This is a genomic window from Kitasatospora sp. NPDC057940, assembly GCF_042887425.1.
Taxonomy (GTDB): domain Bacteria; phylum Actinomycetota; class Actinomycetes; order Streptomycetales; family Streptomycetaceae; genus Kitasatospora.
Map to the genome: position 1 here is coordinate 412140 of NZ_JBHVPH010000004.1, position 12983 is coordinate 425122.

General features: G+C 74.5%; 12 protein-coding genes. 4 read left to right on the plus strand and 8 right to left on the minus strand.

Going from position 1 to position 12983, the window contains the following annotated elements; all coding sequences use genetic code 11:
• Window positions 1-25: 25 nt before the first annotated feature.
• Window positions 26-859, minus strand: coding sequence for a lysophospholipid acyltransferase family protein (locus tag ACFVTF_RS10205; protein WP_371516686.1), 834 nt, complete (start codon window positions 857-859; stop codon window positions 26-28).
• Between the two features lie 256 nt (window positions 860-1115).
• Here ACFVTF_RS10205 and ACFVTF_RS10210 point away from each other — a divergent pair, with 256 nt between their 5' ends.
• Window positions 1116-1910 carry an alpha/beta hydrolase gene (locus ACFVTF_RS10210; RefSeq protein ID WP_387811586.1) on the plus strand — a complete coding sequence of 265 codons (795 nt, stop codon included), beginning with the start codon at window positions 1116-1118 and terminating at the stop codon, window positions 1908-1910.
• Between the two features lie 10 nt (window positions 1911-1920).
• Complete coding sequence (locus ACFVTF_RS10215; protein WP_387811589.1) at window positions 1921-2679, plus strand: hypothetical protein; 759 nt, start codon at window positions 1921-1923, stop codon at window positions 2677-2679.
• Here ACFVTF_RS10215 and ACFVTF_RS10220 read toward each other — a convergent pair.
• The 5 genes from ACFVTF_RS10220 to ACFVTF_RS10240 all read right to left on the minus strand — a co-directional run bounded on the left by ACFVTF_RS10220 (window position 2676) and on the right by ACFVTF_RS10240 (window position 6827).
• Window positions 2676-3434, minus strand: a complete 759-nt coding sequence (locus ACFVTF_RS10220) for an endonuclease/exonuclease/phosphatase family protein (RefSeq protein ID WP_387811592.1) — start codon at window positions 3432-3434, stop codon at window positions 2676-2678. The genes ACFVTF_RS10215 and ACFVTF_RS10220 overlap by 4 nt on opposite strands.
• Window positions 3435-3567: 133 nt before the next feature.
• Window positions 3568-4512 carry an ROK family glucokinase gene (locus tag ACFVTF_RS10225; RefSeq protein ID WP_371516690.1) on the minus strand — a complete coding sequence of 315 codons (945 nt, stop codon included), beginning with the start codon at window positions 4510-4512 and terminating at the stop codon, window positions 3568-3570.
• Between the two features lie 193 nt (window positions 4513-4705).
• On the minus strand, window positions 4706-5083 hold the full coding sequence (locus ACFVTF_RS10230) for a DUF5304 family protein (RefSeq protein ID WP_350884427.1): 378 nt from the start codon (window positions 5081-5083) through the stop codon (window positions 4706-4708).
• 85 nt (window positions 5084-5168) lie between these two features.
• A complete protein-coding gene (locus ACFVTF_RS10235; RefSeq protein WP_387811596.1) occupies window positions 5169-6341 on the minus strand; it encodes an ArsA family ATPase in 1173 nt (390 codons plus the stop codon).
• A gap of 24 nt (window positions 6342-6365) precedes the next feature.
• Complete coding sequence (locus ACFVTF_RS10240) at window positions 6366-6827, minus strand: SRPBCC family protein (protein WP_350884431.1); 462 nt, start codon at window positions 6825-6827, stop codon at window positions 6366-6368.
• Window positions 6828-7152: 325 nt separating this feature from the next.
• On the opposite strand from ACFVTF_RS10240, the gene ACFVTF_RS10245 reads away from it, so the two are divergent.
• The gene (locus ACFVTF_RS10245) at window positions 7153-8946 is read left to right on the plus strand and encodes an AMP-dependent synthetase/ligase (RefSeq protein WP_387811599.1); all 1794 of its coding nucleotides are present in this window, start codon (window positions 7153-7155) and stop codon (window positions 8944-8946) included.
• Window positions 8947-9008: 62 nt separating this feature from the next.
• Here the strand turns inward: ACFVTF_RS10245 and ACFVTF_RS10250 are convergent, their stop codons facing one another.
• Window positions 9009-10145 carry a glycosyltransferase family 4 protein gene (locus ACFVTF_RS10250; protein WP_363582986.1) on the minus strand — a complete coding sequence of 379 codons (1137 nt, stop codon included), beginning with the start codon at window positions 10143-10145 and terminating at the stop codon, window positions 9009-9011.
• A gap of 244 nt (window positions 10146-10389) precedes the next feature.
• Between ACFVTF_RS10250 and ACFVTF_RS10255 the strand changes: the two genes are divergently transcribed.
• Window positions 10390-11829 (plus strand): glycosyltransferase 87 family protein, encoded by a 1440-nt coding sequence (locus ACFVTF_RS10255; RefSeq protein ID WP_371516694.1) that lies wholly within the window; start codon window positions 10390-10392, stop codon window positions 11827-11829.
• 13 nt (window positions 11830-11842) lie between these two features.
• Here ACFVTF_RS10255 and ACFVTF_RS10260 read toward each other — a convergent pair whose 3' ends face one another.
• On the minus strand, window positions 11843-12874 hold the full coding sequence (locus tag ACFVTF_RS10260) for a hypothetical protein (protein ID WP_387811604.1): 1032 nt from the start codon (window positions 12872-12874) through the stop codon (window positions 11843-11845).
• Window positions 12875-12983: the final 109 nt, after the last annotated feature.

The following is a 12983-nucleotide window of genomic DNA, read 5'->3' on the forward strand; positions in this document are numbered from 1 at the left end:
TCCCCTGGGCCGTGCCCCGCGGTCGTCAGGCCGACCCGGTCTCCTTCGGCTCCTGCCCGGACTGCTCGGCCTTCTCCGTCGCGGCGGCCTTGTCGGCGGCGGCCTTCTCGGCCTCCGCCTCCGCCTTCTCCGCCTTGGCGGCGGCCTTGCGCTCGGCGTCGGCCTTCTTCTTGTCGTCGGCGATCTGCCGCTTGGCGGCGGTCGCGTAGATGTCCACGTACTCCTGGCCGGAGAGCCGCATGATCTCGTACATCACCTCGTCCGTCACCGAACGGAGGATGAAGCGGTCGTTCTCCATGCCGTGGTAGCGGGAGAAGTCCAGCGGGCGGCCGATCCGGATGCCGGGGCGGATGCCGAAGTTGGGGATCACCTGGCCGGGCGGCTGGACCTTCTCGGTGTCGATCATGGCGACCGGGATGACCGGCGCACCGGTGGCCAGCGCGACGCGCGCCAGACCGCCGACCTTGCCGCGGTACAGCTTGCCGTCGGGCGAGCGGGTGCCCTCGGGGTAGACGCCGAACAGCTCGCCGCCGTCCAGCACCGCGATGGCGCTGCGGATCGCGGCCTCGCCCGCGCCGCGCACGCCCGAGCGGTCCACCGGCAGCTGGCCGACGCCCTTGAAGAACGCGGCGGTCAGCCGGCCCTTGATGCCCGGGGTGTTGAAGTACTCGGCCTTCGCGATGAAGGTCACCCGGCGTTTGATCAGCGCGGGGAAGAAGAAGGAGTCCGAGAAGGACAGGTGGTTGCTCGCGATGATGGCCGCGCCCTCGGTGGGGATGTTCTCCTCACCCTCGATCCACGGCCGGAAGAAGATCCGAAGCAGTGGCGCGACGATCATCTTCATCAGTCGGTAGAACAACCCGGGCCTCCTGTTATGCGGACCGGTCGATCCTAATGCCCCGTGGGGTCGGCCCGCGCCCCGCCCCGCCCCGGCGGGCCGCCGCCGGACTCCCGCGGGCACCCGCACGGGGGCCGCCGCGAGGGGTGCGCGGCCCGCGCGGGGGCCGCCATGAGGGGTGTACGTCCCGGGCGGGGCCGTGGGACGATGCGGATTCCCGCAGCCTCCCCCTCCAGCGTTCCTCCCCCAGCGCCACCCGCCCGCGAAGGAGTCCGCCATGCCGTTGCTGCCCGGTGCCGAACCGTACCGCCACCGCGGCGGACCGGTGGGGGTGCTGCTGTGCCACGGCTTCACCGGGTCGCCGCAGTCGCTGCGGCCCTGGGCGGAGGAACTGGCGGCGGCCGGGTTCAGCGTGTCGCTGCCGCTGCTGCCCGGGCACGGCACCCGGTGGCGGGACATGCAGGTCACCCGCTGGGAGGACTGGTACGCCGAGGTCGAGCACGAACTGCTGACGCTCTCCGCCGAGTGCGAGCAGGTCTTCGTCTGCGCGCTGTCGATGGGCGGCGCGCTGGCGCTGCGGCTGGCCGCGCTGCACGGTCCGGCGGTGTCCGGGCTGGTGCTGGTCAACCCGTCGGTGCGCTCGGACAACCCCGCGAGTGTGCTGCTGCCGGTGCTGCGGCACCTCGTGCCGAGCGTGCCCGGGATCGCCGACGACATCGCCAAGCCCGGCACGGTCGAACTGGGCTACGACCGGACGCCGCTGAACGCCGCCTGGTCGCTGGGCCGGCTGTGGCGGGACGTCCGACGGCGGCTGCCGCAGGTGACCCAGCCGGTGCTGCTCTTCCGCAGTCCGCAGGACCACGTCGTCTCGCCGGCCAACTCGGAACTGGTGCTGGCCCGGATATCCTCGACCGACGTGACGGAGCGGCTGTGCCAGCGCAGCTTCCACGTCGCGACGCTGGACCACGACGCGGCGGAAATATTCGCGGCCAGCCAGGACTTCATCCGACGGCTGGCCCCCGCGCACGCGGTGGGCGTCACCGGGGTCGAATCCGACGATCACCATGGCTGAAGGGCCGGAAGTGCACGAGAGCAGCACGGCGGGCGGCGGGGACGAGGCACCCCGCGAGGACGGCGCGACGAAGGACGGCACGGCGAAGGACGGCACCGCGCAGAGCGGCGCCCCGGCGGACCGTCCGGGGGCGGACGGCGTCACCGCCCCGGCCGCGGAGGCCGCCGAAGCCACGGCCGCCGACCGGCGCCCGGCCGAACCGGAGGCCGCCGCGCCCGCGGAGCCCCGCACCCGGCGCGCCCCCGAGCGCAGCCAGGCCGAGCAGGACGAGATCTTCGCCGCCCTGGTCGCCCAGTTCGACGACCCCGTGGACCTCACCAACCCCAACTGGCCGGAGGTCGAGAACCTCCGGGCCCAGAGCGAGCTGAAGGGCGGCTTCAAGGACGCCCCCGGCTCCCGGACCGAGCCGGACGACCTCGCCGACCTCGCCCCGCAGCCCCGCCCCCGCTCCGGTCGGCCGGTGATGCCGGCGGCGGGCTCGGGCCCGCGCGACTTCGAGCTGGCCGAGGAGACCGACGAGGACCACTACGTCCCGCCGGAGCCCCCGCCGCTGCCGACCGCCGACGTCACCGCGAAGTTCGCCTGGCTCGCGGTGCTCGGCGGCCCCGCCCTGCTGCTGTTCGACGCGGTGGTGTGGCGGGAGATCGCCGGCTGGCCGGCCTGGGTCGGGATCACCGCCTTCCTCGGCGGCTTCGTCACCCTGGTGACCCGGATGAAGGACCGCGACGAGGACGAGCCCGAGGACCCGGACAACGGAGCCGTCGTCTAGGTCCTATCCGGAGCCTCCGGCAGCTCCAGCACCGCGAGCACCGGCAGGTGGTCGGTCGCGGCGCGCAGGTCGGCCTCGGTGACGCCGGGCAGCCCGTGCGGCACCCCGCAGCCGAGGACGGTGATCCCGGGCGTGGCGAACACCGCGTCGATCCGCTGGTAGGGGCGCTCGGGGACGGACGTGAACTCGCCGCCCCAGGGCGCGGTCGGGTACCCGTCCTGGAGCCGCGCGGCCAGCAGCTGCCAGCCCCTGCCGTCCGGGTGCTCGTTGAAGTCCCCTGCCACGATGCCGTGTTCGGCGATCCCTAGCTGGTCGAGCAGCAGCTCGAACTGGCCGTAGCGCTCGTCGGCGTCCAGGCTGAGGTGGCAGCTGGTGAGGGTGAACGGCGCCGTTCCGGGCAGGCGCAGCAGCGCGCTGGCGAAGCCCCGGGCGTGCAGGCCGCGGGTCTTGGGCAGCAGCCGGTCGTGCACGCCCAGCAGTTGCGCCGCACCGGGGCGGCCGAGCAGCAGCGGCCCGGCGGCGGTCCGGCCGCCGCCGGCCAGGACAGCCGTCCCGGTGCTCCGGGCCAGCCAGGCGGCCTGGCCCTCGGGCCGCCAGTAGCGCGGCGACTCCTGGATGCAGACCAGGTCGGGCGCGCAGGCCCGGATCACCCGGGCCAGCGCCCGCCGGTCGTCCCGCAGCGAGCGGATGTTGTAGCTGAGCAGGCGCAGCCGGCGCGGGCCGGGCGGCGGCGGTCCGGCGGGTGCCGTGGTCATGGTCCTGGTCCTCCCCGTACGTACGTGGTGCGTGGGACGACCGTACGGCAGGGCCGGGGGCGTGCGTCGGCGGCGGCGCGTCCGGGTTTGGTCGGGGTCCGGTCGCACCGCCGCCGGCGGGTTCGGGGGGTGGCTACGCGGTGCGGGCCAGGTCGGCGGCGCCGACGATGCCGGCGGCGGAGCCCATCGAGGCCAGCACGACCTCGGCGCGCGGGCGGTGGATGCCGCCGGTGAGGTAGTGCTCGAAGGCCTTGGCGACCGGGTCGAGCAGCAGGCGGCCGGAGTCGGAGACGCCGCCGCCGAGGACGAAGACGCCCGGGTCGAAGAGCGCGGCGAGGTCGGCCATGCCGCGGCCGAGCCAGTCGGCCAGTTCGGCGTAGCACTCCAGGGCGAGCGGGTCGCCCTCCTCCGCGGCCTCGGTGATGTGGATGCCGCGGATGGTCTCGGCGACGCCGTCGTTGAGCTCCAGCATCCGCCGGCCGCGCACCTGGTCGGCGGCGGCCTTCTCCCGGCCGTAGCGGCGCAGCGCCCGCCCGGAGCCGTACTGCTCCCAGCAGCCCTTGCCGCCGCAGCCGCAGGGCAGGCCGTCGGGGACCATGTTGAGGTGGCCGATCTCGCCGGCCACGCCGAACCGGCCGCGGTGCAGCCGGCCGTCGAGGACGATGCCGCCGCCGATGCCGGTGCCGACGGTGATCAGCACCATGTCCTGGTGGTCGGCTGCGGCGCCGAAGCGGAACTCGGCCCAGGCGGCGCAGTTGGCGTCGTTCTCGACGACGGTGTCCAGGCCGGCGAGCTCCTCGATGCGGCCGCGCAGCGGCTCGTTCTCCCAGTCGATGTTGGGAGCGAAGATCACCGTGGAACGGTTGCTGTCCACGAAGCCGGGGGCGCCGACGCCGACGGCGGTGACGTCGGGGTGCTGCTCCTTGAGCTCGCGCACGGCCTGCGCGATGGCATCGACCGCCCACTGCGGATCGGCCGGGGTGGGCACCCTGGTCCGGGCCAGGATCGCGCCCGCCTCGTCGACCACGCCTGCCGCGATCTTGGTCCCGCCGACATCGACGCCGATGGTCAGAGCCATGTGTCCCTCAGCTATTCACTCGTTCCCGCTGGGCGGAACGGTACCGCCCAACCCTGCCCCCCGTACACAGCCTCGCATACATTAACCGAAGACAATCATGGACCAACCGCGCCGCGACGCTTCAAAAGTCGTACCTAATCGCCCGCTTCGTCACGCACCAGAGCAACGCGATCACGGTTCGAAGGTTACGGATTCACTGCTTGGCGGACGCCTCGTCAGGCGTGTCGAGGTCGATCCGCTCGGTGGCGGCGCCCTCGCCGGCCGTCCAGCGGTGCTCGTGGCCGGCCACCGCGGCCCGGTAGGCGGCCAGCAGTTCGGTGCCCGCGGCGGCCAGTCCGGAGCCGGCGGCGGCGAGGTGGGAGTAGACCTCGGGCTGCTGGGTGCGCAGCCGGTCGGCCAGCCCGGAGAGGGTGATCAGGGTGTCGGCGCTCGCCTCCTGCGCCTTCTGGCCGACGGCGGAGGCGAGCTTGCGCACCTCGTCCACCAGCGGGCCCAGCTCCGGTCCGAACGGGTGGGCCTGCGGACCGCCCGGCTCGGCGGTGGGCTCGGTCCGGTCGTCGGTGCTGGTCATCGCGGGCGCCTCCTCAGCCGTGGCCGCACCCCGCGGCCCTCGGGCCCGACGCTACCGGACAGCCCGTAGGGGCCCCGAAAGGGCTTCAGCCCCGGGGCCAGAGCGCCGGGTCGGGCGCGAACCGCACCGAGAGCGCCCCGTCGTGCAGGCTCGCGCCGGCCACCGTGCAGCGACGCAGCGCGGACGGCAGGGTGAGCACCCGGCGGTGGGCGCCGAGGCCGACGACCAGTTCGTCGCCGCGCCGGACGAGGTCCAGCTCGGCCCGGTCGGCGCCGGGCAGCGCGAGGTGCCAGACCAGCAGGCCCTCCTCGGCGAGGCGGTCCTCGACCGGCCAGGGCTCGGGGGCCAGCCGCTCCGGGCCGGGCCCGTCCCCGTACAGGCGGTCGGCGACGGCCTCCAGGGTGGCCTCGGCCAGTCCGGTGGCCAGCACCGGGGCGTCGGTCTCGGCGGCGAGCTCGGCCAGTTCCTCCCGGCGGCGGCGGGCCAGCGCGGCCAGCCACGGGTCCGGCGAGTCGACCGCGCCCTCGGGCAGCACGCCGTGCACCACGACGGCGTCCGGCCGGTGGCCGTGCAGGGCCAACCCGGCCCGGATCCGGCCCAGTTCCTGGTACGGGTGGCCGTCTGCGGGCACGACCAGGCGCACGCTGGTGCCGGGCGCGGCGATCGCGGCGCGGGACTCGGCGAGCACCGCGGCGGCCTTGGTCCGCCCCTCGTACAGCCACTCGGCGGGCATCGGCACGCCGGCCAGGCCGGCCAGCAGCGGGCGCAGCGCCCGGGCGGCCTGCCGCTGCTCGGGGACGAGCCGGTCCAGGTAGCGCTCCAGTTGCTCGGGCAGGGCGAGGGTGGCGATCAGCTCGGCGGGCGGCGGGGCGAGCACGACCAGGACGTCCTGGTCGGCGGCGGGCAGGGCGCGCAGCAGGGCGATCCGGGCGATGCCGGGGAGGGCGGTCAGCTCCTCGGGGTCGAGCTGCTCGGCGCCGAGCAGGTCGAGGGCGGGCTTGAGCCGGCTGGTGAGCTCGCCGGCGGCGTACCGGAAGGCGGCCTGCTCATCGATCCGGGAGACCGTCAGGCCGGGTGCGTAGCGGGCCGGTTCGGGCTCCAGGCGGGTGCCGAGGACGCCGTCCAGGGCGCGGTGCGGGTCGTCGGCGGCCAGCAGCCAGGTGCGGTGGCCGCGCCGGGCCGCGTGCAGGGCGGTGGCGGCGGCCACCGCGGGCGCGCCCGCGTCGCCGCTGACCAGGATGGTGCGTGTCGCCGTCATGCCGTCGGCCCCCGTTCCGCCGCGTCAGCCCTGGACGGGCTTCTTGCCGTCGGCGTCCTCGACGCGCTTCTTCAGACCGGCCAGGGCGCGGTCGATGATGACCTTCTCGGCCTTGCGCTTGATCATGCCGAGCATCGGGATCTTGACGTCCACGGCGAGCTGGTACGTCACCTCGGTGCGGCTGCCGGAGAGCGGGGCGAGGGAGTAGGAGCCGTCCAGCGAGCGGAGCATCTGGCTGCGCACGAGGGTCCAGCCGACCTCGCGGTCGCCGTCCCAGGTGTAGGCGAGGACGTGCTCGTCGCGGATGGCGCCGGCGTCGAGCAGCAGGCGGACCTGGGCGGCGCGGCCGTCCTCGCCGGCTTCCAGGACCTCGACCTCCTTGACCTCGCCGGTCCAGGCCGGGTAGGCGGCGAAGTCGGCGATCACGGCCATGACCGTGGCCGGGGTCGCGTCGATGGTGATGCTCGACCTGGTGTGCTCCGCCATGGAATGGCCCTCCGCGTCGTCCCTCTGCCTGCCGGTCCGGTCGAGCGTGCTCGGCCTTGTCCGCCCGGAGCAGGCTACCGCGACCGGCGATCGGCTCGGCCGCGCGGGCCGTGGCTCGGCGGGGGCCCGGCGCCGGGCGGCGGGGCATGCTACCGGCCGGTCACATCAGGGCTGTCGTAGGGTGCCATTCGAACGACCCGGTCACGGCCTGGTCGGACCCGGCCGGGTGTGACACTTCGAACACCGGAGCCGACCCCCCTGGTCGAAGCTGCCTACCGGGCAGTAACGTCCTGCCGTCCCGCAGCGTCGCGAACGAGGAGCAGTCTTGCTCGACTTCAGCCTTCCGGCTCTCTACCAGGTACCCAGCGGCGGTAATCTCTCCGACCCTGTGCACCGGAACGCAGCGGAGCACCCGGACGTCGCGGTGCTCAGCCGTAAGGTGGACGGCCGCTGGCAGGAGTTGACCTCGGTGCAGTTCCTGGCCGAGGTGCACGCCGCCGCCAAGGGCCTGATCGCCGCGGGCATCGAGCCGGGCGACCGGGTGGGCGTCATGTCCCGCACCCGGTACGAGTGGACGCTGCTGGACTTCGCGATCTGGACGGCCGGCGCGATCACCGTCCCGGTGTACGAGACCTCCTCCGCCGAGCAGGTCGAGTGGATCCTCGGCGACTCCGGCGCGGTCGCCGTCGTCACCGAGACCGCCCAGCACGTCAAGGTGGTCGACGAGGTCCGCGGCCGGCTCACCGGGCTGAAGCACACCTGGCAGATCGAGGGCGGCGCGATCGCCGCACTGACCGAGGCCGGGAAGGACGTCCCGGACAAGACGGTGCAGGAGCGCCGCTCGACCGCGACCGCCGACTCGATCGCCACCATCGTCTACACCTCGGGCACCACCGGCCGCCCGAAGGGCTGTCAGCTGACGCACGCCAACTTCCTCGCCGAGTGCGGCAACGTGGTGGAGCGTCTGGCCCCGCTGTTCCGCACCGGCGACAGCTCCGTCCTGCTGTTCCTGCCGCTGGCCCACGTGCTCGGCCGGATCGCCGAGATCGCCACCGCGATGGCGCCGATCAAGCTGGGCCACGTCTCCGACATCAGGGACGTCACCGCCGAGCTGGCCGCCTTCAGGCCGAGCCTGATCCTGGGCGTGCCGAGAGTCTTCGAGAAGGTCTACAACACCGCCCGCGCCAAGGCCCAGGCCGACGGCAAGGGCAAGATCTTCGACAAGGCCGCCGACACCGCGATCGCCTACAGCCGGGCGCTGGACGCCGGCGGCGCGGGCCTGGTCCTGCGGATCAAGCACGCGGTCTTCGACAAGCTGGTCTACAGCAAGCTGCGCGCCGCCCTCGGCGGCCGGGCCACCCACGCCATCTCCGGCGGCGCCCCGCTCGGCGAGCGGCTGGGCCACTTCTACCGGGGCATCGGCTTCACCGTCCTGGAGGGCTACGGCCTGACCGAGACCTGCGCGGCCACCGCCTTCAACCCGTGGGACAAGCCGAAGATCGGCACGGTCGGCCAGCCGGTCCCCGGCGCCTCGGTGCGGATCGCCGAGGACGGCGAGGTCTTCTTCAAGGGCCCGCACGTCTTCACCGGCTACTGGAACAACCCGCAGGCCACCGCCGAGACCCTCAAGGACGGCTGGATCGCCACCGGCGACCTCGGCTCGCTCGACTCCGAGGGCTACCTGACCATCACCGGCCGCAAGAAGGAGATCATCGTCACCGCGGGCGGCAAGAACGTCGCCCCGGCCGTGATCGAGGACCGCATCCGGGCGCACGCGCTGGTCGGCGAGGTCATGGTGGTCGGCGACCGCAAGCCCTTCGTGGCCTGCCTGGTCACCGTCGACCCGGACTTCTTCCCCAAGTGGAAGGAGCTCAACGGCAAGCCCGCCACCGCCACGGTGGCCGAGCTGAGCCAGGACCCGGACCTGCTGGCCGCCCTCCAGGCCGCGGTGGACGACGGCAACGCGGCCGTCTCGCACGCCGAGGCGGTCAAGAAGTTCCGCCTGCTGGACACCGAGTTCTCCGAGGAGAGCGGCCACCTGACGCCCTCCCTCAAGCTCAAGCGCAACCTCGTGCTGAAGGACTTCGCCGCCGACATCGAGGCGATCTACCAGAAGTAGCCGTGAGCGGGCCCCGCCTCCGGCGAAGGAGACGGGGCCCGCTCACGGGTCCAAGCCGGCTTCTAGGCCGCCAGCAGCGAGGTCAGCCGCCCGGCCAGCAGGTCCCAGCGCCAGGAGCGCTCCACCCAGCGCCGCCCGGCCTCCCCCATCCGCCGCCGCAGCTCCTCGTCGCCCAGCAGCCGGACGATCCGCTCGGCGGCCGCGGCGGCCGAGCCGCCCGGCACCACGTACCCGGTCTCGCCCTCCAGCACCGCGTCCGGCGCGCCGCCGGAGTCGCCCGCGACCACCGGCAGACCGGTCGCCGAGGCCTCCAGGTAGACGATGCCCAGCCCCTCGACGTCCAGCCCCCCGCGTCTGGTCCGGCAGGGCATCGCGAAGACGTCCCCGGCCCCGTAGTGGGCGGGCAGCTCCTCCCACGGCACCGAGCCGGTGAAGCGCACCGAGGCCCGGACCCCCTTGGCATCGGCCAGCTTCTCCAGGTCCGCCCGGTACGGGCCGCCGCCGACGATCAGCAGCACGGCGTCCGGCACGTCGGCGAGGATCTGCGGCATCGCCTCGATCAGCGTGTCCTGGCCCTTGCGCGGCACCAGCCGGGAGACGCAGACCACCACCGGCCGGTCCGCCAGCCCGAGCCGGCGACGCACCTCGGCGCCCCCCGAGCCCGGGTGGAAGGTCGTCTCGTCCACGCCCGGCGGCAGCTGCACCATCCGGGCCGCGGCCTGCGGCCCGACCGCGCCCGCGATCCGGGACCGGGTGTACTCCCCCAGGTAGGTCAGCACGTCGGTGCCCGCACCGATCCGCCGCAGCAGCTGCCGGGCGGCCGGCAGCTGGGCCCAGGCGGCCTCGTGCCCGTGGGTCATGCCGAGCAGCCGCGCCGCACCGGCCCGGCGCAGCGCGGGCGCCATCAGCCCGAGCGGGGCGGCGGCGCCGAACCAGACCGAGTCGCACTTCTCCGCCCGCAGGATCTCGGCGGCCCGCCGGGTGACCCGCGGTGTGGGAACCATCACCTTCGTCCGGTCCCGGATCACCGGGAACGGCTGCTCGGCGTCGAAGCGGGCCACCTCACTGCCGTCCCGCCAGGTGGAGGCGTACACCACGATGCTCCCGGCGGGCTGACGTACAGCCATGTTGTGCACGAAGGCCTGGATGCCGCCGGGGCGGGGCGGGAAGTCGTTGGTGACGATCAAGGTTCGGTGCATTCAGGCCACGGCTCGCTTGTCGGGGGGTGCTCGGTGTACCGCTGGGTGATCCGTACGATAGGTCAACACCATGACCCGCCGGGAACGGATCCGCGCTCGGCAACCGTTTCACCCCCGGGTCAGTCCTAGAACCTAGGCGGCCGGTGGCGGCCCGGCCCAGCGTGCCGCGCCCGCCCCGCCGACCGCCCGGGCGTCCGTCGCGCGGCGCCTCCGGTGGGACGTCCGAGACGAACGAGGGAGCGCAGTGGAGTTGGCCCCGGCCACCGAGTCCGGTACACCCAGCGGCGCCGCCGGCCCCGGCCCGACGCCGGCCGCCCGGCAGGAGCCGGCCCGTGCCCCTGGCCGCCCGTTCGGGGCGCTCGCCGCACTCGGCGCCACCTGGCTGGCCACCCGGACGCTGCTGGTGCTGCTGATGACCGGCGTGATCAAGGGGATCGGCGGGGACATCACCGCGGACGTCTGGATGATCTACCACGCCTGGTACGGCGTCCTGCAGACCGGCACCTTCCCGTTCGACGACGTGACCTGGCAGTACCCGCCCGGCGCGGCCCTGGTGATCCTGCTGCCCGGCCTGCTGCCCTGGTCGTACCTGGTCTCCTTCTGGGTGATCTGCGGGATCGCCGACATCGCCGCCACCGCCCTGCTGGTCCGCACCGGACTGCGCCGGGGCCGGGCACTGACCGGCGCCTGGATGTGGGTGGTGGCCGTGCCGCTGCTCGGCCCGATGGTCTACAACCGGCTGGACATCATCGTCACCGCGATCGCCCTGGCCGGCCTGCTGGCGCTGATCCGCCGCCCGGCGATCGGCGGGATGCTGCTCGGCCTGGGCGGGATCATCAAGATCTGGCCGCTGCTCGCCCTGATCGGCACCCCCTCCGGCCGCCGCACCCGCCGCGCCTGGACGCTGGCCGCGGCCACCGCCGTCTCGGTGGGCTTCCTGCTCGCGGCCGGGATGAACGGCGCCTTCGGCTTCCTCGCCTTCCAGAAGGAGCGCGGCATCGAGGTGGAGTCGCTCGGCGCACTGCCGCTGCACTTCGCCCGGCTCGCGGACGCCTGGGACGGCAAGGTCACCATGAACTACGGCTCCCCGGAGATGCTCGGGCCGTGGGTCCCCGTGATCAGCAAGGTGATGATGGCCGGCACCGTGCTGGGCTTCGCCTGGCTGCTGCTCTGGCGCTTCACCGCCAAGCGCCGCAACGCGGCCACCATGTACGACGCGGCGCTCAGCGCGCTGCTCATCTTCACCGTCACCAGCCGGGTGATCAGCCCGCAGTACCTGGTCTGGCTGATCGGCGTCGCCGCCGTCTGCCTGACCGTGCGCGGCAGCAGCCAGCGGCCGGTGGCCCTGCTGATCCTGCTCGCCTGCCCGCTGACGCTGGCCGAGTTCCCGCTGATGTTCAGCCGGATCCTCGCCAGCGAGCCCTGGGGCGTCACCGTGCTCAGCCTGCGCAACCTGCTGCTGCTGGCCGCCACCGTGCTCTCCTGCGTCCGGCTCTGGCGCGCCACCCGCGGCCCGGCACAGCTCCCGGCGACGGTGGTGCTGGCCAAGCCCGAGCCGGTGCCCGCCGGCGCCTACCCGGTGCGCCCCGGCATCGCCTACGAGCAGGACCTGCTGGACGGCATCGACCGGCCCGGCACCCCGGCCGGACAGCGGCCCGGCACCCCGGCCAGGCAACGGCGCTGAACGACGCGCGCCTTCAACCGCGCAGCGCGGCCACCTCGTCCAGCCAGAGCCGGGTGAACTCGGCCAGGCCCACGCCCGGTCCGGCCCGGAGCAGCCGGTCCAGCCGGCGGTCCCGGTCCTCCCCCTGCCCGTCGGCCCCGCCGACCGCCCGGTAGAACGCGACGAGCCGCTCGGGCCCGTAGCGCCGGGCGATCAGCTCGCAGGCGAGCCAGGCCTGCTCGTACGCCTGGGCGATGCCGTCGGCCCCCGCGGTGAAGTCCCGGTCGGCGGGCAGCGCGGTGGGCAGCCGGCCGGCGGCGACGTCCCTGGCCAGCTCGGGGGCGATCTGCTGCGGGCGCCGGCCGGAGCCCCGGTAGGCGGTCCAGTCGGCGACGCCCTCGGAGAGCCAGAGCGGTGTCCAGGCCCGGGTGTCGGCCCTGGTCGCGACGTGGGTGGCCTCGTGGGTGACGACCACCTGCCGGCCGAAGTCGCTGAGCCGCCCGAACGTGTCGGGGTTGACCAGCACCCGGTCGGCGGGGGTGTGCCAGGGCGCGCCGGGGGCGGCCGAGGTGACCGCCGCCATGCCCGCCCAGCCCGCCGGGTCGACCTCCAGCAGCCGGGCGAACTGCTCGGCGGTGGCGGGCACTTCGAGCAGCAGACGGCCCGGCCAGCCGGTGCCCCAGACCTCGCTCACGGCGGGTGCGGCCCGGTCGGCCACCGCGACCAGGGGTGCCGGGTCGGGCCCGTCGGCCAGGCCGAGCACCAGGCAGTGCGCGCCCGCCGCGGACCGGACGGAGCCGAGGTCCCAGAGCGCCGGGGGCCCGCTCGCACTCTCCTCCCGGTCGACCCGCCAGCCGCCACCGGACCGGACCAGATCGATCCGGCGCGGGTACACCACCGGGTAGTCGTCGTAGCCGATGATCCGGACCGCCAGGTCGGCGGCGGCCGTGAGGCGCTCCGGCCCGGCGTCCGCGCCGAGCACCAGGTTGCGGTAGCCGGCCTCGATCGCCGCCGGTCCGGACCAGGAGGGCAGCGCCCGGGCCCGCGCGTCCAGCAGCGCGGCCACCTCGGCCCGCCGGTCCGACGCCAGCCGGTCCGACGCCCGCCCGGCCGCGGAGGGGGCCGCCGGGGCGGCCGGCGGCAGCGACAGCTGGGCCAGCCCGCCGGCCGCGAGC